The organism is Mycolicibacterium fluoranthenivorans (assembly GCF_011758805.1).
Classification (GTDB): Bacteria; Actinomycetota; Actinomycetes; order Mycobacteriales; family Mycobacteriaceae; genus Mycobacterium; species Mycobacterium fluoranthenivorans.
In genome coordinates, this window is sequence record NZ_JAANOW010000001.1 from 2881769 (window position 1) to 2903549 (window position 21781).

The 21781-nt window shown below is 69.1% G+C and carries 22 protein-coding genes; 16 read left to right on the forward strand and 6 right to left on the reverse strand.

Annotated features, from left to right (window positions below; translation table 11 throughout):
• The first annotated feature begins 4 nt into the window (after positions 1–4).
• A complete protein-coding gene (locus tag FHU31_RS14020; protein WP_167159157.1) occupies positions 5–1063 on the forward strand; it encodes a zinc-binding metallopeptidase family protein in 1059 nt (352 codons plus the stop codon).
• Here the strand turns inward: FHU31_RS14020 and FHU31_RS14025 are convergent.
• Both FHU31_RS14025 and FHU31_RS14030 read right to left on the reverse strand, forming a co-directional pair.
• A complete protein-coding gene (locus FHU31_RS14025; protein ID WP_167159159.1) occupies positions 1044–2078 on the reverse strand; it encodes an SDR family oxidoreductase in 1035 nt (344 codons plus the stop codon). The two genes, FHU31_RS14020 and FHU31_RS14025, sit on opposite strands and share 20 nt — an antisense overlap.
• A complete protein-coding gene (locus tag FHU31_RS14030; protein ID WP_167159161.1) occupies positions 2071–2550 on the reverse strand; it encodes a MerR family transcriptional regulator in 480 nt (159 codons plus the stop codon). Before FHU31_RS14030 ends, FHU31_RS14025 begins: the two co-directional genes overlap by 8 nt.
• 123 nt (positions 2551–2673) lie before the next feature.
• Between FHU31_RS14030 and FHU31_RS14035 the strand changes: the two genes are divergently transcribed.
• Positions 2674–3507, forward strand: a complete 834-nt coding sequence (locus tag FHU31_RS14035; RefSeq protein ID WP_167159163.1) for a DUF3097 domain-containing protein — start codon at positions 2674–2676, stop codon at positions 3505–3507.
• Between the two features lie 33 nt (positions 3508–3540).
• On the forward strand, positions 3541–4875 hold the full coding sequence (locus tag FHU31_RS14040; RefSeq protein WP_167159165.1) for a replication-associated recombination protein A: 1335 nt from the start codon (positions 3541–3543) through the stop codon (positions 4873–4875).
• A gap of 8 nt (positions 4876–4883) precedes the next feature.
• On the opposite strand, the gene FHU31_RS14045 is transcribed toward FHU31_RS14040, so the two are convergent.
• Positions 4884–5507, reverse strand: coding sequence for an antibiotic biosynthesis monooxygenase (locus FHU31_RS14045; protein ID WP_167159167.1), 624 nt, complete (start codon positions 5505–5507; stop codon positions 4884–4886).
• Positions 5508–5686: 179 nt separating this feature from the next.
• On the opposite strand from FHU31_RS14045, the gene alaS reads away from it, so the two are divergent.
• The 8 genes from alaS to aroB all read left to right on the forward strand — a co-directional run bounded on the left by alaS (position 5687) and on the right by aroB (position 14402).
• Entirely contained in the window at positions 5687–8377 is a 2691-nt protein-coding gene (gene alaS / locus FHU31_RS14050; RefSeq protein ID WP_167159169.1) for an alanine--tRNA ligase, read from the forward strand.
• Positions 8378–8382: 5 nt separating this feature from the next.
• A complete protein-coding gene (ruvX, locus tag FHU31_RS14055; protein WP_167159171.1) occupies positions 8383–8877 on the forward strand; it encodes a Holliday junction resolvase RuvX in 495 nt (164 codons plus the stop codon).
• Positions 8870–10114 (forward strand): endolytic transglycosylase MltG, encoded by a 1245-nt coding sequence (gene mltG, locus FHU31_RS14060; protein ID WP_167159173.1) that lies wholly within the window; start codon positions 8870–8872, stop codon positions 10112–10114. Before ruvX ends, mltG begins: the two co-directional genes overlap by 8 nt.
• A complete protein-coding gene (locus FHU31_RS14065; protein WP_167159175.1) occupies positions 10092–10931 on the forward strand; it encodes a shikimate dehydrogenase in 840 nt (279 codons plus the stop codon). The genes mltG and FHU31_RS14065 overlap by 23 nt, the downstream gene beginning before the upstream one ends.
• A gap of 9 nt (positions 10932–10940) precedes the next feature.
• Positions 10941–11357, forward strand: coding sequence for a prepilin peptidase (locus FHU31_RS14070; RefSeq protein WP_263988085.1), 417 nt, complete (start codon positions 10941–10943; stop codon positions 11355–11357).
• A 74-nt stretch (positions 11358–11431) separates the two neighbouring features.
• On the forward strand, positions 11432–12682 hold the full coding sequence (gene aroC, locus FHU31_RS14075; RefSeq protein ID WP_167159177.1) for a chorismate synthase: 1251 nt from the start codon (positions 11432–11434) through the stop codon (positions 12680–12682).
• A 3-nt stretch (positions 12683–12685) separates the two neighbouring features.
• Positions 12686–13321 carry a shikimate kinase gene (locus FHU31_RS14080; RefSeq protein WP_090364453.1) on the forward strand — a complete coding sequence of 212 codons (636 nt, stop codon included), beginning with the start codon at positions 12686–12688 and terminating at the stop codon, positions 13319–13321.
• Positions 13322–13325: 4 nt separating this feature from the next.
• Positions 13326–14402, forward strand: a complete 1077-nt coding sequence (aroB, locus tag FHU31_RS14085) for a 3-dehydroquinate synthase (protein WP_167159178.1) — start codon at positions 13326–13328, stop codon at positions 14400–14402.
• On the opposite strand, the gene FHU31_RS14090 is transcribed toward aroB, so the two are convergent.
• A complete protein-coding gene (locus FHU31_RS14090; RefSeq protein ID WP_167159180.1) occupies positions 14399–14938 on the reverse strand; it encodes a B-4DMT family transporter in 540 nt (179 codons plus the stop codon). The genes aroB and FHU31_RS14090 overlap by 4 nt on opposite strands.
• 33 nt (positions 14939–14971) lie before the next feature.
• Here FHU31_RS14090 and FHU31_RS14095 point away from each other — a divergent pair, with 33 nt between their 5' ends.
• The 5 genes from FHU31_RS14095 (at position 14972) to FHU31_RS14115 (ending at position 19302) form a co-directional block, all read left to right on the forward strand.
• Positions 14972–16066, forward strand: a complete 1095-nt coding sequence (locus FHU31_RS14095; protein ID WP_167159182.1) for a M24 family metallopeptidase — start codon at positions 14972–14974, stop codon at positions 16064–16066.
• 19 nt (positions 16067–16085) lie between these two features.
• Positions 16086–16649 carry an elongation factor P gene (gene efp, locus FHU31_RS14100; RefSeq protein ID WP_090364458.1) on the forward strand — a complete coding sequence of 188 codons (564 nt, stop codon included), beginning with the start codon at positions 16086–16088 and terminating at the stop codon, positions 16647–16649.
• A gap of 41 nt (positions 16650–16690) precedes the next feature.
• Positions 16691–17167 (forward strand): transcription antitermination factor NusB, encoded by a 477-nt coding sequence (gene nusB / locus FHU31_RS14105; RefSeq protein ID WP_167159184.1) that lies wholly within the window; start codon positions 16691–16693, stop codon positions 17165–17167.
• A 5-nt stretch (positions 17168–17172) separates the two neighbouring features.
• Positions 17173–17700 (forward strand): hypothetical protein, encoded by a 528-nt coding sequence (locus FHU31_RS14110; RefSeq protein WP_090364461.1) that lies wholly within the window; start codon positions 17173–17175, stop codon positions 17698–17700.
• Between the two features lie 114 nt (positions 17701–17814).
• Positions 17815–19302 (forward strand): HNH endonuclease signature motif containing protein, encoded by a 1488-nt coding sequence (locus tag FHU31_RS14115; RefSeq protein WP_167159186.1) that lies wholly within the window; start codon positions 17815–17817, stop codon positions 19300–19302.
• Positions 19303–19308: 6 nt separating this feature from the next.
• Here the strand turns inward: FHU31_RS14115 and FHU31_RS14120 are convergent, their stop codons facing one another.
• Positions 19309–20490 (reverse strand): FAD-dependent monooxygenase, encoded by a 1182-nt coding sequence (locus FHU31_RS14120; protein WP_167159188.1) that lies wholly within the window; start codon positions 20488–20490, stop codon positions 19309–19311.
• Between the two features lie 6 nt (positions 20491–20496).
• Positions 20497–21699 (reverse strand): serine hydrolase domain-containing protein, encoded by a 1203-nt coding sequence (locus FHU31_RS14125; RefSeq protein ID WP_167159190.1) that lies wholly within the window; start codon positions 21697–21699, stop codon positions 20497–20499.
• Between the last annotated feature and the right edge of the window lie 82 nt (positions 21700–21781).

Here is a 21781-nt window from a genome sequence, read left to right on the forward strand (position 1 = left end):
GTTCATGCGGGATTTCACGTGCCCGAACTGTGGTCAGCACCTGGCTTTCGAAAACTCGGTCTGTTTGTCCTGCGGTGCCGCGCTGGGATTTTCGCTCGAGGACAAGGCGCTGCTGGTGATCGCGTCCGCCGAACACAGCGGGCACGCCGGCGCGGTGGCCAGCACCGAGTATCAGCTGTGCGCCAATCTCCATGTGGCCGAATGTAACTGGTTGGTCCGAACGGCGGGGCCGCCGCAGCTCTGTGCCTCGTGCATGCTCACCCGGACCCGGCCCAGTGACGGCGACGACAAGGCGTTGGCGGCGTTCGCGGGCGCGGAACGGGCCAAACGCCGACTGTTCGTCGAACTGTACGAGTTGCACCTGCCGGTGGTCGGGCGCGATGCCGACCCGCAGTACGGCCTGGCGTTCGATCTGCTCTCCAGCGAGCAGGAGAAGGTGCTCACCGGTCACGTCAACGGCGTCATCACCCTGGATCTGGCCGAGGGCGACGATGTGCACCGCGAGCAGTTGCGTATCGAGATGTCCGAGCCGTACCGCACCCTGCTCGGGCACTTCCGCCACGAGATCGGGCACTACTACTTCTACCGGTTGGTGGGACCGTCGCCCGACTACCGGGCGCGGTTCGAGGCGCTGTTCGGCGATCCCGATGCCGACTATCAGGCAGCGCTGAACCGGCATTACACCAACGGAGCGCCGCAGGGCTGGGAGGAGACCTACGTGTCCTCCTATGCCACCATGCACCCGGCCGAGGACTGGGCCGAGACCTTCGCTCACTATCTGCACATCCGCGACACCCTGGACACCTCTGCGGCCTTCGGGTTCGCTCCGGCCAGCGCCACCTTCGATCGTAAGATGTTGGGCCCCAGTGGCTTCGACACCATCATCGAGATGTGGCTGCCGCTGGCCTGGGCGCTGAACATGGAGAATCGGTCGATGGGCAAGGACGATCTCTATCCGTTCGTGCTGCCCCCGGCGGTGCTGGAGAAGATGCGGTTCATCCATACCGTGGTCGACGAGTCGACCTCGGCCAAGCCGGCCGAGCTCAGCGCGTCGACCCGCTGAGCTCGAGCAGACTCTGGGCAGTCGCGGTGACCGCATCGGCCGCCGAACGTGGCTGCCAGCCCAGCATTTCGGTGGCCTTGGCGTGCGACACCTGTTTCGGCTCGCCGAGCAGACCGGCGAAGATCGCCAGCTCCGGGCGGGTGGCGGCGACGGCACGGAATTCGTCATCGTCGACGACGAATTCGGGCACCTGCGCCGCGCGGCCACCCAGCCGGGAGCGCAGCGTCGCGGCGATCTCGGGCAGCGTCACCGCGGCACCGGCACTGGCCAGGTAGCGCTGTCCGGCCGCCACCGGGCTGGTCATGGCCCGCAGGTGCAGATCGGCCACGTCGCGGACGTCGACCACGGCGAAGGACGCCCGCGGCAGCGGTGCCGGTCGACCGCTCAGCAGCATGGCGATGATGCCGACCGAACTGGACAGCTTCGGCCCGAGAACCGGCCCGAACACGCCCACCGGATTGATCACCGTCAGCTCGGGTGCCCCCGGCGTGGCCGCGACGAAGTCCCACGCGGCCCGTTCGGCGAGGGTCTTCGACAGCACGTACGGGTCGTTGTCATCGGACGGGTCGGTCCAGTCGGACTCGTCGTAGACCCACCCCGCAGGTCGGGGGCTGTACCCGACGGCGGCGAAGGATGAGGTCAGCACCACCCGCCGGACACCGCCCGCTGTCGCGGCGCGCAGCACCCGCAGGGTTCCTTCGCGGGCCGGCACGATGAGGTCGTCGGGATCGTCGGGCTGCTGCGGGGGAAAGGGCGACGCCATATGCAGCACATGGCTGGCACCGGCCACCGCCTCGGCCCAGCCGGTGTCCTCGGTGAGGTCGGCCGCGACGAAGCTCAGCTCGGTGGTGTCCGCGCCCGCCCTGGTCAGGGTGTCGCGGACCTCGGCTTCGCGGCCGGCCGATCGCGCCGTGGTGCGCACCCGGTGTCCGGCCGCGAGCAGTTGCGCAATGGTGTGTCCGGCAAGGAATCCCGATCCGCCGGTGACCAGGGTCAGGGCCGTGGGTTCAGTCATGGTGTGTCGCCTCTTCCTCAAGTAGCCGGTTGCCCAGCGTGATGATCTCCGGGATCAGGCGTTGTTCGGCGTCGTCGTCACCGCGTTGGCGGGCCGCCCACATATCGGCCTTGGCCGCGACATAGCGCCGGCGCACCTGCAGTCGGCTGATCTCGTCGCCCAGGCGCTGTGCGTGTGCGGCGAACAGCCGCTGCTGGTCGGCCGCCGAGTCGGGGCCGCCGCGCATGTTGTCGACGTAGGTCCGCATATCCCGCACCGACATCCCGGTGCCGCGCAGGCAGGCCAGTGATTCGACCGCCGTGACCAGCTCCGGCGGGTACCGGCGGTGGCCACTGCTCGGGTCGCGGGGGACCGGGTCGAGCAGCCCGATGCGCTCGTAGTAGCGCAGCGCCGACTCACTCAACCCGGTGCGCCGGGCCACCTGTTGGATGGTCAGGTCGGCGAGGACGGTGACGGACAGGTCGATGGGCATGCCTGCACTCTGCCGAACTTGAACCGCTTCAAGTCAAGTGTGGTTCGCCTCACTGGTCACGGTCCGGTGACGCGGGCATGTCGCAACGGCGCTGCGGCGCCCGCCGTTCCTAGCATCGCGCGGGTGAGTGATCGTTACGGTTCCGACATCCTGGCCCGAAACCCGCACACCCCGAAGCGGGTTCGCTCGGTGGAACATCCCGCGGACAAGGGCCTGGTGGTCGAGGAACCGACCAGTGGGTTCGTCGGCGCGGTGGTGCGGGTCGGGAACAACCGGGTGGAGCTGGAGGACCGCAACGGCCGGGTCCGGTCCTTTCCGATGGGCCCGGGATTCCTGGTCGAGGGCAAACCCGTCATCCTGACGGTGCCGAAGGTGGTCAAGGCCCCGGTGCGCACGGCATCCGGCTCGGTCGCGGTGTCCGGGGCCAAAGCCAAGGTGGCGCTGGCCAGCCGGATCTACGTCGAGGGCCGCCACGATGCCGAGCTCGTCGAGCAGGTGTGGGGCGCGGACCTGCGGATCGAGGGTGTGGTCGTCGAGTATCTGGGTGGGGTGGACGATCTGGCCGGGATCGTTGCGGAGTTCCGGCCCGGGCCTCGCCGCAAGCTCGGGGTCCTGGTGGACCACCTGGTGGCGGGTTCCAAGGAATCGCGGATCGCCGACGCGGTGCGTCGTGGGCCCCATGGTGAGCACTGCCTGGTGGTGGGGCATCCGTTCATCGACATCTGGCAGGCCGTCAAACCCGAACGACTGGGCATGAAGCAGTGGCCGGTGATCCCCCGGGGCACCGACTGGAAGCACGGGATCTGCGAGGCGCTGGGCTGGCCGCACGCGACGCAGGCCGATATCGCCGGGGCCTGGCAGCGCATCCGCGGCCGGGTGCGGGACTGGAACGACCTGGAACCTGCACTGATCGGCCGGGTGGAGGAACTCATCGACTTCGTCACGGTGCAGCCCTGAGCTGCGGTCGGTGCGGCGTGGTAAGCAGAAGGCGTGTCTGACAGCCTGTTCGACGTACCGGGTGGGGAGCAGTCGTCCTCGGCCGGCATCGACGCGCCGTCGGCCGCCAGCCCGCTCGCGGTGCGGATGCGTCCCGCCACTCTCGACGATGTCGTCGGCCAGCAGCACCTGCTCAAACCGGGTTCACCGCTGCGCCGCCTGGTCGAGGGCTCCGGTGCCGCGTCGGTCATCCTGTACGGGCCGCCCGGCACCGGCAAGACCACGCTGGCGTCCCTGATCTCCGGTGCCACCGGCCGCCGGTTCGAGGCGCTCTCGGCGCTGTCGGCCGGCGTCAAAGAGGTCCGCGCCGTCATCGACAAGGCACGCCACGCCCTCATCAGGGGCGAACAGACGGTGTTGTTCATCGACGAGGTGCACCGGTTCTCCAAGACCCAGCAGGACGCGCTGCTGGCGGCCGTCGAGAACCGGGTGGTGCTGCTGGTCGCTGCCACCACCGAGAATCCGTCGTTCTCCGTCGTCGCGCCGTTGTTGAGCCGGTCGCTGATCCTGCAGTTGCAGCCGCTGGGCGCGGCGGACATCCGCACCGTGATCCGCCGGGCCGTCGCCGACCCGCGCGGCCTGGGCGGCACGGTCGGGATCGACGACGAAGCGGTGGAACTGCTGGTGAAGCTGTCGGCCGGCGACGCGCGCCGGGCGCTGACCGCCCTCGAGGTCGCCTCCGAGGCGGGGGAACAGATCACCGTCGCGGTGGTCGAGCAGTCGCTGGACCAGGCCGCGGTGCGCTACGACCGCGACGGGGACCAGCACTACGACGTCATCAGCGCCTTCATCAAATCGGTGCGCGGCTCCGATGTGGATGCCGCCCTGCACTACCTGGCCCGGATGCTGACGGCCGGGGAGGATCCGCGGTTCATCGCACGCCGGCTGATGATCCTGGCCAGCGAGGACATCGGGATGGCCGATCCGACCGCCCTACCGACCGCGGTGGCCGCGGCGCAGACCGTGGCGCTGATCGGGCTGCCCGAGGCTCAGCTGACGCTCGCACACGCCACCGTGCACCTGGCCACCGCACCGAAATCGAACGCCGTCACCACCGCGCTCGGGCAGGCGATGGGCGATATCCGGGCGGGCAAGGCCGGCCTGGTGCCGCCGCACCTGCGTGACGGGCACTACTCCGGGGCGTCGAAGCTGGGCAATGCGGTCGGCTACAAGTACGCCCATGACGCGCCGGGTGGTGTTGCGGCCCAACAGTATCCACCGGATGAACTGGTGGGAACCGACTACTACAGGCCCACCACGCACGGCGCCGAGCGTGAGATCACCACCCGGCTGGACAAGTTGCGCGCCATCGTGCGGCGCACCCGCTGACGGGCCGGTCAGACCAGTTCGGGCACCCTCAGGTGGGCGACGGCCAGTTCGAACTCGGCCTCGTCGACCTCGGACGCCCCGGCCGCGCGCATCGACGCCATCTTCAGCGCGGTGGCCTGGTCGCGGTTGTCCACCATGGCGTCGTGGCTGCTGAACGACACCGAGGAGACCCCGCGCCCGGTGGCCCGGTCGATCATCAGGCTGGCACTACAGAACCCGGGCAGATGCTCCACCTGCGGCAGGACCGCACCGCGGAAATAGTCGATCCCGGCGTCGATCAGATCCAACGGCACCGACACCCAGGTGGCCCGCACACATGCCCGCCGGCTGTCGGAACTGTGCGTGCGGTGCAGGACGGCGATCTCCCAGTTCTCCGTCCACGCGGTGCCGCCGAACTCGTTGGCAACCCGGTTCCGCATCTGCGCCGTCTCCTCGAAACTGGAGCGCATCGCCTCCTCGGATTCCCAGGCGGTGGTGACGATGCACCGGCCGGACTCGCGGTCGACCATCAGAGACAATCCGACCCAGCCGGGCAGTTCCGGCAATGCGGTCATGACCTCGTCTCGGACGTGAGCGATGCCGGCGTCGATCTTGTCCAGGCGCGCCATCACCGTGGTAGAACGTGCGAACACGGTCCACCCCCTCTTGGTTCGGGGCAGCGCCCCGGCGGCGCCACCGGTCACCCACCACTGTCCTCCCGCGCTGCGCCACGCACAATAGTCATTGGCTGCGCACCGCGCAGGCGGTCAACACGGTTCCCGGTAGTGTTATGCGGTCGACCACCGGCCCAGCGAATGAAGGACAGCAGCACGTGCAAACACACGAGATCAGGAAACGTTTCCTCGATCATTTCGTGAAGGCGGGACATACCGAGGTGCCCAGCGCCTCGGTGATCCTCGATGACCCCAACCTGCTGTTCGTCAACGCCGGCATGGTCCAGTTCGTCCCGTACTTCCTGGGTGCCCGCACCCCGCCGTACGAGACCGCCACCAGCGTGCAGAAATGCATCCGGACCCCCGATATCGAAGAAGTCGGTATCACCACCCGGCACAACACCTTCTTCCAGATGGCGGGCAACTTCTCGTTCGGCGCCTACTTCAAGAAGGGTGCCATCGAGTTGGCCTGGTCGCTGCTGACCAACCCGGTGTCCGAAGGCGGCTACGGGTTCGACCCCGAAAAGCTTTGGGCGACAGTTTATCTCGATGACGACGAGGCGATCGGCCTGTGGCAGGAGGTCGCCGGCCTGCCGGCCGAGCGTATCCAGCGCCGCGGGATGGCCGACAACTACTGGTCGATGGGCATCCCCGGGCCGTGCGGCCCCTGTTCGGAGATCTACTACGACCGTGGGCCCGAGTACGGCATCGACGGCGGTCCCGAGGCCAACGAGGACCGCTATATCGAGATCTGGAATCTCGTGTTCATGCAGAACGAGCGGGGTGAGGGCACCTCGAAGGACAACTTCGAGATCCTCGGGCCGCTGCCGCGCAAGAACATCGACACCGGTATGGGTATCGAGCGCATCGCCTGCCTGCTGCAGAACGTGGACAACGTCTACGAGACCGATCTGGTCCGTCCCGTCATCGACGTCGTCGCCGGTATCGCGCCCCGCGGCTACGGGCAGGGCAACCACGATGACGATGTGCGCTACCGGATCATCGGCGACCACAGCCGCACCGCGGCGATCATCATCGGCGACGGGGTCACGCCCGGTAACGAGGGCCGCGGCTACGTCCTGCGCCGGCTGCTGCGCCGCATCATCCGGGCGGCCAAACTGCTCGGCGTGGAACGGCCGATCATGGCCGAGCTGATGGCCACGGTGCGCGACGAGATGGGGCCGTCCTACCCGGAACTGGTGACCGATTTCGAGCGCATCAACCGCATCGCGGTGGCCGAGGAGACGGCGTTCAACCGCACCCTGGCTGCCGGGTCCCGGCTGTTCGACGACGCCGCGGCGGCCACCCGGGCCGCCGGGAAGTCCACGCTGTCCGGTGATGACGCCTTCACCCTGCACGACACCTACGGCTTCCCGATCGACCTCACCCTCGAGATGGCCGCCGAGGCCGGCCTGACCGTCGACGAAGAGGGTTTCCGCGGCCTGATGGCACAGCAGCGCCAACGCGCCAAGGCCGACGCCGCTTCCCGCAAACAGGCCCATGCCGATCTGTCCGCCTACCGCGAGCTGGTGGACGCCGGTCCCACCGAGTTCACCGGATTCGACGAATTGTCCTCGCAGGCAAAGATTCTCGGCATCTTTGTGGAGGGCAAGCGGGTTCCCGTGGTGGATCACGAGAGCGCGCGGGGCCATCGGGTCGAGCTGATCCTGGACCGCACCCCGTTCTACGCCGAATCCGGCGGGCAGATCGCCGACGAGGGCGCCATCAGCGGAACCGGCTCCTCGAGCACCGCGAAAGCGGCCGTCACCGATGTGCAGAAGATCGCCAAGACCCTGTGGGCGCACCGGGTCACGGTGGAGTCCGGCGAGTTCGTCGAGGGCGACACCGTCACCGCCGAGGTCGACCCGCAGTGGCGCCACGGCGCCACCCAGGGCCACTCGGGCACGCATATGGTGCATGCCGCACTGCGGCAGATCCTGGGGCCCAACGCCGTTCAGGCCGGCTCGCTGAACCGGCCGGGCTACCTGCGGTTCGACTTCAACTGGCAGGGTGCGCTCTCCGAGGACCAGCGCACCGAGATCGAGACGGTGGCCAATGAGGCGGTGCAGGCCGACTTCGCGGTGAACACCTTCAACACCGGACTCGAGCAGGCCAAGGCCATGGGCGCGATGGCGTTGTTCGGCGAGAACTATCCCGACGAGGTGCGGGTGGTCGAGATCGGTGGACCGTTCTCGCTGGAACTGTGCGGCGGCACCCATGTGCGCAGCTCCGCCCAGATCGGTCCGGTCACGCTGCTCGGCGAATCCTCTGTCGGGTCGGGTGTGCGCCGCGTCGAGGCCTATGTCGGGCTGGAATCGTTCCGGCACCTGTCCAAGGAACGCGCCCTGATGGCCGGGCTGGCGTCCTCGCTGAAGGTGCCCTCGGAGGAGGTGCCGGCCCGCGTCGCCAATCTGGTGGAGCGGCTCAGGGTGGCCGAGAAGGAATTGGACCGGGTCCGGCTGGCCAATGCCAGGGCGGCCGCGGTGAACGCCGCCGCGGGCGCCGAGACCGTCGGCAAGGTGCGCTTGGTGGCCCAGCGGATGGCCGGCGGGATCTCCGCCGGTGACCTGCGCAGCCTGGTCGGCGATATCAAGGGCAAGCTGGGCACCGAGCCCGGTGTCGTTGCATTGATTGCCGAGGGCGAGGACGACTCGGTGCCGTTCGTGGTGGCGGTCAACGCGGGTGCTCAGGACCTCGGGTTGAGTGCCAACGACCTGGTGAAGCAGTTGAGTGCGGCGGTCAACGGCCGTGGGGGCGGCAAGGCCGATCTGGCACAGGGTTCCGGCAAGGGGGCGGCGGGTATCGACGCGGCATTGGCCGCGCTACGCGCAGAGATCGCCCGGAGCTGAGCCGGGTGGGAGAAGGTACCGAGCGTCTGCCGGACCGGCCGGGTCCCGATGATCCCGGCCGCGGTCGCCGGCTCGGTATCGATGTCGGCACCGTCCGCATCGGTGTCGCCGTCTGCGATCCCGACGGCATCCTGGCCACCCCGCTGGAGACCGTCCGCCGCGAACGCGACGGACGTCACCTGCGCCGGCTGGTCAAACTCGCCACCGAACACGAGGCCGTCGAGGTCGTGGTCGGACTGCCGCGTACGCTCGCCGACCGGGCCGGCTCCTCGGCCCACGACGCCGTCGAGCTGGCCGACACCATCGCCGCACGAATCGCCCCGACACCGGTGCGCCTCGTCGACGAGCGACTGACTACGGTGAGCGCACAACGTTCACTTCGGGATGCAGGTATCCGAGCCAAGAACCAGCGGACCATGGTCGATCAGGTTGCCGCAGTAGCAATTCTGCAGACCTGGTTGGACCAGCGCCGGTCCGGACTAGGGGTTGCCGATGACTGACGACTGGGGTACCGACCGTCACGAGCCCGTCGCGGTGGGACCGCCGCGACGGCGGATGAGCCGCGCCTCGCGGGCCCGCGCGCGCCGCATGCAGCGGCGTCGGCGGTTCTACAGCGGTATGGCGGTGGTGGTGCTCGTCGCCGTCGTGCTCGTCGTGGTGTTCCTGGGCTCACGGATGTGGCACGGCATGTTCGGCTCGAGCAGCGATTTCGCGGGTGACGGTACCGCCGACGTCGTCGTCGAGGTGCACAGCGGGGACTCGACCACGGCGATTGGCCAGACGCTGCAGCAGCAGAACGTGGTGTCCTCGGCCAAGGCGTTCGTCGAGGCCGCGTCGGGTAATCAGGCCATCGCGGCGATTCAGCCCGGCTTCTACAAGCTGCGCACCGAGATTCCGGCGTCCGGGGCGGTCACCCGGCTGGCGGACCCGAAGAACCGGGTGGGTCAGCTGGTGATCCCCGAGGGCCGGCAGCTCGACGATGTCGCCGATGTGAAGACCAATGCGGTCACCGACGGCATCTTCACGCTGATCTCGAAAGCCTCCTGCGTGGATATCGACGGTGACCACAAGTGTGTGCCGGCCGCGGATCTCAAGAACGTCGCCGCCACCGGGAATCTGGCGGCGCTGGCGGTGCCGGATTGGGCCACCGCGCCGGTGACGGCGATGGGCCCGGACCACCGCCGGCTGGAGGGACTGATCGCGCCGGGCAGTTGGAACGTCAACCCCTCCGGAACGCCGCAGGACATCCTCACCAGCCTGATCAAGGCGAGTACCGCGCAGTACGAGGCCGACGGCCTGCTCGACGCCGCGGCCGCCACCCATCTGACGCCGTACCAGATCCTGGTGGTCGCGTCGCTGGTGCAGCGCGAGGCCAAACCGCAGGACTTCGCCAAGGTGGCCCGGGTGATCTACAACCGGCTGGCCGAACACCGCAAGCTGGAGTTCGACTCCACCGTGAACTACTCGCTGGACCGCCAGGAGGTGGCCACCACCGACGCCGATCGCGAACGCGTCACACCGTGGAACACCTATGCCTCCGAGGGGCTTCCGGCCACCCCGATCTGCTCACCGGGACAACCCGCCCTGGCCGCGGCCGAGAACCCGGCACCGGGGGACTGGCTGTACTTCGTGACCATCGATATGCAGGGCACCACGCTGTTCACCCGCGACTACGAGCAGCACCTGGCGAATATCGAGCTGGCCAAGCACAACGGTGTCCTCGACAGTGCACGGTAGCCGGGCCGGCCGAAAAGCAGCGGTTCTCGGCTCGCCCATCTCACATTCGCGTTCGCCCGATCTGCACCTGGCGGCCTACCGTGCGCTGGGGCTGACCGACTGGACCTACGAGCGCATCGAGTGCACCGCCGAGCAGCTGCCCGCCCTGGTCGCCGGTCTGGGCCCGGAGTGGGTCGGGCTGTCGGTCACCATGCCCGGAAAGTTCGCGGCGCTGCGGTTCGCCGCCGAACACACCGCGCGCGCCGCGCTCGTCGGCTCGGCCAACACCCTGGTGCGCACACCCTCGGGGTGGCGGGCCGACAACACCGATATCGACGGGGTGATCGGCGCGCTCGACGGGGCGGGCGAGCGAAGCGACGGGGGATATGCCCTGCCGGGCGCGCGTGCGGCGGTGCTGGGCTCCGGTGGCACGGCCCCGGCCGCGGTGGTGGGTCTGGCCTCCCTCGGGGTCCGCGATATCGCCGTCGTCGCCCGCAACGCGGACAAGGCGGCGCCGCTGGTGGCGCTCTCCGAACCCCTCGGTGTGACCGTGCACTGGGTCGAACTGGGCACCCCGATCAGGGCGGATGTGGTGGTCAACACGCTGCCGGCAGAGGTCGCCGGCGCCTACGCGCCCAGCGTCGCGGGGGTGCCCGTGCTGCTGGACGCGATCTACGATCCGTGGCCCACCCCGCTGGCCGGCGCGGTGTCGGCAGCAGGCGGGCGGGTGATCAGCGGGCTGCACATGCTGTTGAACCAGGCCTTCGCCCAGGTGGAGCAGTTCACCGGGCAACCGGCCCCGAAAGAGGTGATGAGGCAGGCGCTGGCCGGCCTTTAGCCTCGAGAGGTGGCGGCGCTGGTGGCGGGGTGGCTGATCGCCTTGAGCGCCTTCGATATCCGGCAGCGCCGGTTGCCCAATGTGCTGACCCTGCCCGGCGCCGTCGTGGTGCTGGGTGGCGCGGCCATGGTGGGCCGGGGCTGGCCCGCACTCGCCGGTGCGGCGGCGCTGACGGCGGTGTACCTGCTGGTGCACTTCGCCGCGCCGGCCGGCCTGGGCGCCGGCGACGTCAAGCTGGCGATCGGGTTGGGCGGGTTGACGGGGGCCTTCGGTCCCGACGTGTGGATGCTGGCCGCCGCGGGGGCCCCGATGCTGACCGGACTCGTGGCGCTGACCGCTCTGGCCACGGGCCGGCGTGATCCGGTGCCGCACGGGCCGTCGATGTGCGCGGCGTCCGCAGCATCGGTCGCCCTGGTGTGGGTGTAGCCCTGGAGGCGCGCCTGTGCCGGCCGGGTTGACGGATTGGGTCGCGCGGATACCCGCATGGGAGAATGACACCCGTGTTGCGTTGGACTACCGCTGGTGAATCCCATGGCCGTGCCCTGGTCGCGATGGTTGAAGGCATGGTTGCGGGACTGTCCGTCACCTCCGACGATATCGGGACCCAACTGCAGCGCCGCCGCCTCGGCTACGGCCGCGGCGCGCGGATGAAGTTCGAGAAGGACCAGGTGACGGTGCTCGCCGGGGTCCGACACGGGGTCACGCTCGGCGGTCCCATCGCCATCGAGATCGGCAACACCGAATGGCCAAAATGGGAGACGGTGATGGCCGCCGACCCCGTCGACGCGGACCGGTTGGACGGTGACGCGGCGCGCAACGCCCCGCTGACCCGCCCCCGCCCTGGCCACGCGGATTACGCGGGCATGCTCAAGTACGGCTTCGACGACGCCCGCCCGGTGCTGGAACGGGCCAGCGCCCGCGAGACCGCCGCCCGGGTGGCGGCGGGCACCGTGGCCCGCGCGTTCCTGCGCCAGGCCCTCGGTGTCGAGGTCATCTCCCATGTCATCGCCATCGGCGCCGCCAAGCCGTACGACGGCCCCTCGCCGTTGCCGCAGGATCTGGATCGGATCGACGCGAGCCCGGTCCGCGCCTTCGACGAGCAGTCCGAAGCGCTGATGATCGCCGAGATCGAGGCGGCCAAGAAGGACGGCGACACCCTCGGCGGTGTGGTCGAGGTGGTGGTCACCGGTCTGCCGATCGGGCTGGGTTCGTTCACCAGCGGCGACAACCGCCTCGACAGCCAGTTGGCTGCCGCGGTGATGGGTATCCAGGCCATCAAGGGCGTCGAGATCGGCGACGGTTTCGAGACCGCCCGCCGGCGCGGCAGTGTCGCCCATGACGAGATGTACCCCGGTCCCGACGGCGTGCTGCGGTCCACCAACCGCGCGGGCGGTCTGGAGGGTGGCATGACCAACGGTCAGCCACTGCGGGTGCGCGCCGCGATGAAACCGATCTCGACGGTGCCGCGCGCGCTGGCCACCGTCGATATGGCCACCGGCCAGGAGGCGGTGGCCATCCACCAGCGCTCCGATGTGTGCGCGGTGCCCGCCGCGGGTGTCGTGGTGGAGACCATGGTCGCGCTGGTGCTGGCCCGGGCCGCGCTGGAGAAGTTCGGCGGCGACTCGCTGGGCGAGACGAAGGCCAATATCGAGAGCTACCTGGCGGCGGTCCGCGAACGCTCCGGCGGGCAGGAGCGTGGCGACGCGGGGAACGCCGACGCGGGGAACGACACAGCCCCACAGGCGGGGTAACCCATGGCGCCCAAGGCTGTGTTGGTGGGGATGCCGGGTTCCGGCAAGTCCACCATCGGGCGGCGGCTGGCCAAGGCACTGCAGGTGCCGCTGCTGGACACCGATGCCAAGATCGTGGAGACCACGGGCCGCAGCATCGCCGAGATCTTCACCGAGGGCGAGCAGGAGTTCCGCCGGATCGAAGCCGACGTGGTGCGTGCGGCACTGGCCGAACACGAGGGTGTGGTCTCGCTCGGCGGTGGCGCCATCACCACCCCGGCGGTCCGCGAAGCGCTGGCCGGGCACACCGTCATCTATCTGGAAATCAGTGCGGCAGAAGGCATTCGCCGCACCAGCGGCAGCGGGCGACCGCTGCTGGCCGGTGATGATCCGGGGGAGCGGTACCGCACGCTGATCGCTGAGCGGGTCCCGCTGTATCGCGAGGTGGCCACCATGCGGGTCAACACCAATCGGCGCAACCCCGGTGCCGTGGTCCGCCACATCGTCACCAGGCTGGACGGCTGCGGCCAGAATCACCGTTCACGCCGGCGCCGTCGCCCCGCGTGGCGGCGGCCCACCATCCTCAACCCGGCACCCACCACAGATGCGCCGCCCACCCCCGCGGCGCTGGCCAAACGAGCAGAGGCGCGCAATGAGTGAATCCGTGACAGACCCGGTGACCGTGGATGTTCTCGTGGACCGGCCGTATCCGGTGATCATCGGCACCGGCCTGCTCGAGGATCTGGGCCGGGTGCTGGCGGGTCGGCACAAGGTGGCGATATTGCACCAGCCCACGCTCACCCAGACCGCCGAAGCGATTCGTAAGCACTTGGAAGACAAGGGAATCGATGCGCACCGCGTCGAGATCCCGGATGCCGAAGCCGGTAAGGAACTGCCCGTCGTCGGCTATATCTGGGAGGTGCTCGGCCGCATCGGGGTGGGCCGCAAGGACGCCCTGGTGAGCCTCGGCGGCGGGGCGGCCACCGATGTCGCGGGCTTCGCGGCGGCCACCTGGCTGCGTGGGGTGGACATCGTGCACGTGCCCACCACTCTGCTCGGCATGGTCGACGCGGCCGTCGGTGGCAAGACCGGTATCAACACCGACGCGGGCAAGAACCTCGTCGGCGCCTTCCACCAGCCGCTGGCGGTGTTGGTGGATCTGGCGACCCTGCAGACGTTGCCCCGCAACGAGATCGTCGCCGGTATGGCGGAGATCGTGAAGGCCGGGTTCATCGCCGACCCGGTGATCCTGGACCTCATCGAGGCCGACCCCGAAGCCGCGATCGATCCGTCCGGATCCGTGCTGCCCGAGTTGATCCGGCGCGCGATCGCGGTCAAGGCCGAGGTGGTCGCCGCCGACGAGAAGGAATCGGCGCTACGCGAGATCCTCAACTACGGACACACCTTGGCGCACGCCATCGAACGCCGTGAGCGCTACAAGTGGCGTCACGGTGCCGCGGTGTCGGTGGGACTGATCTTCGCCGCCGAACTCGGCCGGCTCGCGGGGCGTCTCGACGACGACACCGCCGACCGTCATCGCCGGGTGCTCACCGCCCTCGGGCTCCCGGTGAGCTACGACCCCGACGCGCTGCCTCAACTGCTGGAGTACATGGCGGGGGACAAGAAGAACCGGTCCGGCATCCTGCGGTTCGTCGTGCTCGACGGCCTGGCCAAGCCGGGACGTCTGGAAGGACCCGATCCCAGCCTGCTGGTCGCGGCGTACTCGGTGGTCGGAAGCTAGTTCTTCTCGATGGCGGTGGTGGGCTCTTCGCCCGCCTCTGCGGGCGCGGGTGCCACCGCGGCGAACACGTCGGTGTCCGCGCGGTCATCACCTTCGCGGCGGCGCTCGTACGGCGGCGCCTTGCGGTCGACGTTCCACCGGCCGATGGTCACTGCGACGACACCGGCCAGGAAGACCAGCAGGGCGGTGAACGCGGCGAACGAGGTCAACTCACTGATCAGATTGCCCGTGTAGACCGCCGGGTAGATCAGCCCGATGAACCAGGTGACCAGGTCGCCCAGCAGGCCGGCCACCAGACCGGCCAGCAACCAGACCATCGCCAGATCGGCGCGGCGGTCCGGGTCGGACTGCGCGTTCGCGTCGGCGCGGCCGTCGAAATATGCCCAGACCAGAGCGGGGACCGCCAGGAACAAACCGAGCGCGGGGCTGATCAGACCGGCGTGCGTCGGGAAGGCGTCGACCAGCGCACCCTGGATCAATCGCAGGACAACCACCAACGCCGCGAACACGAGTCCACGCAGCAACCACTTACTCATGAGGGCACAGCGTAGCGAGTACCGTCAGCGGTCGTGACGATTTCGCAGCGCAGGGATCGGTTGAGGCAGCGGCTGGCCATCGCGAAGCTGGACGCGATACTGGTAACAGACCTGGTCAACGTGCGCTATCTGTCGGGTTTCACCGGTTCCAACGCCGCGCTGCTGATCCGTGCCGACGACGACACGCCGCTGCTGGCCACCGATGGCCGCTACGTCACGCAGGCCGCGGCGCAGGCTCCCGATGCGGAATTGGTGATCGAACGCGCCTGCGGACCGCATCTGGCCGGCCGCGCCGCCGCCACCGGTATCCGCCGGCTCGGGTTCGAAAGCCATGTGGTGACCGTCGACGGGTTCGGTCTGCTGGAACGGGCCGCCGAGGGCATCGAGTTCGTCCGGGCGGCCGGCATGGTGGAACGGTTGCGCGAGATCAAGGACGCGGGGGAGATCGCGATGCTGCGGCTTGCGTGCGAGGCTGCCGACGCCGCGCTGCGCGAGCTCGTCGAGGACGGCGGGCTGCGCGCCGGGCGCACCGAGAAGGAGGTGGGCCGTGAGCTGGAGTCGCTGATGCTCGACCACGGCGCCGACGGGGCGTCCTTCGAGACGATCGTGGCCGCGGGGGCGAATTCGGCGATCCCGCACCACCGCCCGACCGATACGGTGCTGGCATCGGGTGACTTCGTGAAGATCGACTTCGGCGCGCTGGTGGCCGGTTACCACTCGGATATGACCCGCACGTTCGTGCTGGCCCCCCTGGCCACCTGGCAGCGCGAGATCTACGACCTGGTCGCCACCGCCCAACGGGCCGGCCGCGAGGCACTGGTGCCCGGCGCCGCACTCAAGGATGTCGACACGGCATCGCGGCAGGTCATCGCCGATGCCGGGTACGCGGAGAACTTCGGGCACGGGCTCGGACACGGGGTCGGGCTGCAGATCCACGAAGCGCCGGGAATCAGCGCGTCATCCGTCGGTACACTGCTTGCTGGCGCTGCGGTGACCGTGGAGCCCGGCGTCTACCTGCCCGGCCGGGGCGGTGTCCGCATCGAGGACACCCTGGTCGTGGGCAGCCAGGACGCACCCACACCCGAGTTGCTCACCCGGTTCCCCAAGGAACTGGTCGTCGTTAACTGATCTAGGAGCTGTACAGACCGTGGCATCAACCGCCGACTTCAAGAATGGACTCGTCCTCAACCTCGAGGGCCAGTTGTGGCAGATCACCGAGTTCCAGCACGTCAAGCCAGGTAAGGGCCCGGCCTTCGTGCGTACCAAGCTCAAGAACGTGCTGACCGGCAAGGTCGTCGACAAGACGTTCAACGCCGGGGTGAAGGTTGAGACCGCGACCGTCGACCGCCGCGATGCCACCTACCTCTACCGCGACGGTGCCGACTTCGTCTTCATGGACTCGGAAGACTACGAGCAGCACCCGCTGCCCGAGGCGCTGGTCGGCCGGCTGGCCGGCTTCCTGCTCGAGGGCATGGTGGTGCAGATCGCCTTCCACGAGGGCGTACCGCTGTACCTGGAACTGCCGGTCACCGTCGAACTGGTCGTCACCCACACCGAGCCCGGTCTGCAGGGTGACCGGTCCAGCGCCGGCACCAAGCCCGCCACCGTCGAGACCGGCGCCGAACTCCAGGTTCCGCTGTTCATCAACACCGGCGACAAGCTGAAGGTCGATTCGCGTGACGGCAGCTACCTGGGAAGGGTCAATGCCTGACGTCCTGGGAACGGGTGTCCTGGGCGAGCGGAGCGACGGGAATGTCTGACCGCAAGGGCGACCGCGGTCGGCATCAGGCCCGCAAGCGCGCCGTCGACCTGCTCTTCGAAGCCGAGGCCCGCCACCTGACGGCCGCCGAGGTGGCCGACGGGCGCAACGCCCTGTCCCACTCGCAGGCCGATATGAATCCGCTGAACCCGTACACGGTCACGGTGGCGCGGGGCGTCACCGACAACGCCGAGCACGTCGACGAACTCATCTCGGCCCACCTGCAGGGCTGGACGCTGGATCGGCTACCCGCCGTGGACCGCGCCATCCTGCGGGTGGCGGTGTGGGAGCTGTTGCATGCGCAGGATGTGCCGGAGCCGGTCGCCGTGGATGAGGCCGTCGAGCTGGCCAAGGAGCTGTCCACCGACGACTCACCCGGATTCGTCAACGGGGTGCTCGGCCAGGTGATGCTGGTGACACCGCAGATCCGGGCCGCAGCCGCGGCACTGCGCGGGTCCCAGGAGCACTAGACGCGATGAATGCACCTCAGGACTGGGCGCCCTATATGAGCGTGCAGGACGCTGCGACGGTGTATTTGCGAGACCCCGAGCTCGCCCTGGAGCAGCTGAGGTCGGTCGTCGAATTCCCCGGTATCGCGTCGTTCATCATGTCGCGCGGCGAGAGCGAGGAGTCCTGGGGCAGCGCCCTGTGGCAGGAAGTGGTCGCCACCGACGGCCGCCGGCTGATCATGTGGCGCGCCGATGACGAGTACCACGACGATCGCCGGCAGCTGGCGTCCTCCGTGCGGACCATCCTGTTGTCGACGATCACCGACCACATCCTGAGCACCCAGTTCGACGTGCTCGACGACGGGACCCGCAGGCTCTCGGAGGTCCGGCTGCGGATGTACACCCAGCTGGTTACCCGGGCCCGCCAGACGTCGGCGACCGAGAGCGATCTGTACTGCGAGTCGTTCCGCTATACCAAGTCGGTCGGAAACGGCGGGCTGGCACAGATGGAGCGGCTGCTGCAATTCGGCCGGGTGCTGTCGCGGTCGATGTGAGCGCCGAGTCGCTGCCCGGTGCGGCGAATGGTGTTGCGGGCGTGGGGTTGTGGATAACTTCAAGCCTGTGGATAACTTCCGTGCCGTGTCGGTGGGTCGTTGTAGTGTGAACATATGTTCGACTTGGGTGGCGTGGGGGATGCGGCGCTGATCGAGGCGTTGCGCGCCGCGACCCGGGCTGAGGCGGTCGCTGCGGCGCAGCGGTGGGCGATCATCGCCGCTCTGGTCGACTGGCACTGCAAGGACGAAGACGAGGCGCGGGCGTCTGCGGCGTTGGATGGGTGGGAGTACGCCGCCGCTGAAATATCGGCGGCCTGCGGGTTGTCCCGGGAGGCCGCGGCGGGGCAGATGCGCATCGCCCTCGCGTTGCGGGATCGGCTCCCGAAAGTGGGGGCCCTGCTCGAGCACGGGGAGATCTCGGCCAAAACCGCGGCCGCGATCACCTGGCGGACCCGGCTGGTCACCGATACCGAGGCGTTGGCGTTGATCGACGCCGCCCTGGCCGGGGTCGCCCCGACGTTGGGGGTGCTCTCGCAGAAGAACACCGAGACCGCCATCGATGTGTGGATCGAGAAATTCGATCCGGTCGCGGTGCACTGCGCCCGCACCGCGGCCCGGTCCCGGTGTATCGAGTTCGGGGCGCAGGAGGATCCCGCCGGCACCGTCGCGGTGTGGGGGCGGCTGCTGGCCACCGACGCCGCGGTGCTGCGGGCCCGGCTCACCGCCCTCGCCGCCACAGTGTGCGAGGCCGATCCGCGGACGGTCGGGCAGCGCCGCGCCGACGCCATGGGATTACTGGCCGTCGACCCGAATGCCGAGCGGCTCACGTGTCTGTGTGGGGAGCCCGGCTGCCCGGCCGCCGGGGTGGATCCCCGCTCGGCCGCGGTGACGGTCTACGTACTCACCGACACGGTCCCCGGCGCGGCAGCCGACACCCCACGGGATCCCGGCGTGCACGGCGACGGCCTGCAGGCCCTGCGCGGCCCGGCCGCGGTGACCGGCACCCCGGGGGTCATCCCCGGGGGCGGTGTCGTGCCCGCCCCGCTGGTCGCTGAACTCGTCGCCACCGGCGCCCGGGTCACCACCCTCGCCGACACCAACGACCTCACCGCTGAGCCGCGGTACCGGCCCTCGGCGAAGCTGGCGGCCTGGGTCCGCACCCGCGACCTGACCTGTACTTTCCCCGGCTGTCACCGTGGCGCCCAGTACTGCGACCTCGACCACAGCGTGCCGTGGCCGGGTGGGGCCACCCACCCCGGAAATCTCGCCGCGCTGTGCCGTACCCATCACCTACTCAAAACCTTCGGCGGCTGGAGCGCCGTCCAGCATCCCGACGGGACACACACCTGGACCAACCCCAGCGGGCATACCTACACCACGGTGCCGCTGACCCGGATCCTGTTCCCCGACAAATCCATTCACACCCCGGCGCCACCACCGACACCAGCCGCCACCGGCAGCGGCAGCGGCGTTGGGGGTCGGGGGCTGGCCATGCCCCGCCGCCGCCGCACCCGCGCCTACACCCACGCTGCCCGGATCAACGCCGAACGCCGCCTCAACCAACACACCCTCGAACAGCACGCGAAACCACCGCCGTTCTGAGGGAACTCAGTATTCCGGCAGCGCAATCGAATCGGCGGTGGTGAACCACTTCCGCTCGGCGATGGGCCGCAGCGGCCAGCGTTGCATCCACTTCATCACCGCGGCGGTCACCGCGATATCGCTGCTCGATTTCGGCAGGTAGCCGTCGATACCGTTGGCCAGCGTCTGGCAGCGGTCGATATACGGACGCATCACCGTCTCGTAGCGTGCCAATGCCGCCGGAAGTGTCTCAGCGGCAAAGGAATCCGCCGGACCCAGCTCGCCGGCCAGCACATACGCACCGACCAGGGCCAGGCTGGTACCCATCCCGGACAGGGGTGAGGCGCAGTACCCGGCATCACCGAGCAGTGCGACGCGCCCCCGGGTGAACGAGTCCATGTGAACCTGCAGGAACGCGTCGAAGTGGAAGTCATCGGCCTCGGCCGCGGCTGCCAGCAGTTGCGGACAATGCCATCGCGCCTCCGCGAAATGGCCTCGCAGCAGCTCGATCTGGGCTTCGGTATCGCGGCGGTCGTAGTCGAGCGGACCGGACCGGAAGGCCAGCCCGGCCTTGGCCACCGCGGGATCGTGGGAGGGCCGCATCGAGGCGTTCAGGCCGGGCTCCTGGTACAGCAGGTACCAGCCGTCGAGCCCCACCGTGTCCGGGGCGCTGAACCATGCGTTGTAGCCACCGAGCGGCGTGGTGAACCGGTCTTCGGGGCCGAATACCAGTCGGCGCACGGCCGAATGCGGTCCGTCGGCACCGACGATCAGATCCGCGGTGACGGTGCTGCCGTCACTGAGTGTGGCAGTGGTGTCGTCGATATCGGTGATGCGGGTGCCGAACCGGTAGTCGGTGCGCGCCCTGGTGGCCTGGTAGAGCACGTCCACCAGATCCCCGCGCAGAATCTCCAGCTTGGAGACCAGGCCGTTGCCGTGAAACGCCGTCACCGGCATCTCGGCGCGGCGGGAGCCGTCGGTGCGGACCCAGGCGGCCCCGCGCTGCTCCAGCGCCTTCGCCGATACCGCCTCGAGCAATCCCATCCGCTCGGCGACATCGTGACCGGCGCCGCGCAGGTCGACGGTCTGCCCGCCGGAACGGACCTCGGGCACGACCTCCACCACCACGACGCGGTAGCCGGCGCCCGTCAACCAATGCGCGAGCGCAGGACCGGCGATCCCGGCGCCACTGATCAACACGGTGGGCATGGGCGGCTACAGACCGAGTCCCTGGTACGTCCGGCGCACGAACTTCGGTTGTGCCGACTGAAGTTTCGCCATCGAGGTGTTGCCGCGCACGGCTGCGACGTCGGCGCTCAGGTCGGGGAAGTTCTGGATCAGATACAGCAGGACGACATCGTTCGCCGGGTCGGCCTGCCACCAGGTTCCGTAGGCGCCCGGCCAGCCGAAGGTGCCCAGCCCGCCCGGCCCGAAGAACTGCCGGGACTGGTCCGGGTCGGTCACCACGGACATGCTCAGACCGAAACCGCGGCCGATCCAGAACGGGCCGCCGAGGAAGTTCTGCTGTTTCTGCTCATCGGTCAACCGGTCCGTGCGCATCAGCCGCACCGACTCCGGCGAGAGCACCCGCACACCGTCGACGGCGCCGTCGCCCAGCAGCATCCGGGCGAATTGCAGATAGTCATCGGCGGTCGACATCAGTCCGGCACCGCCGGCGCAGAAGTCCGGCGGGGTCAGCGGGGGCGGACCCATCACATCGTCGCGCAGCCGATCCTCCTCGCCGACGGCGTACATGGTCGCCAGCCGGCGCCGCTGCACCAGCGTGAGCGCAAAACCGGTGTCCGCCATGCCCAATGGTGTGAAGATCCGCTCGGCGAGCAGCTCGTGCAGCGGTTTGCCCGCGATCCGTCCCAGCGCGATACCCAGCACGTCGGTGCCGTGACTGTAGGTGACCCGTTCGCCGGGCTGGTGCGCCAGCGGCAGCTGCGCCAGCTCGGCCAGCCACCGGTCCTCGTTCTGCCGATACGACAGCCGCGCATACGACCGCGCCAGCGGGCCCGTCACCGAGAACGGGTAGGCCAGCCCGGACCGGTGGGTCATCAGGTCCTCGAACGTGATCGGCCGGCGCAGCGGCACCGTGGCGTCCACCGGCCCGTTCGGTTGAGCCAGCACCCGCACCCCGGCGAGCTCGGGCACCCAGCGCGCGATCTCGTCGCGAAGGGTGAAACGGCCCTCTTCCACCAAGGTCATCGCCGCGGCCACCGTCACCGGTTTGGTCATCGACGCGATCCGGAACACCGTGTCGCGTTGCATGGGTAGCCCGGCCGCGATGTCACGATGGCCCAATTCGTTGACCTGGACCACCTCGCCGGCATGCCACACCAGGGTGACCGCACCGGCCAGCAGCCCGGCCTCGATCGCCTCGGTGATGGAGGCGCCGTTCGCGTCGAGATTCATCCGCGTCACGATACTGGGCGGACACGGTGGGTTTGCTGTGCGGGCGATTCGAGTAGCCGGATACTTATCACTGTGCGGCGCG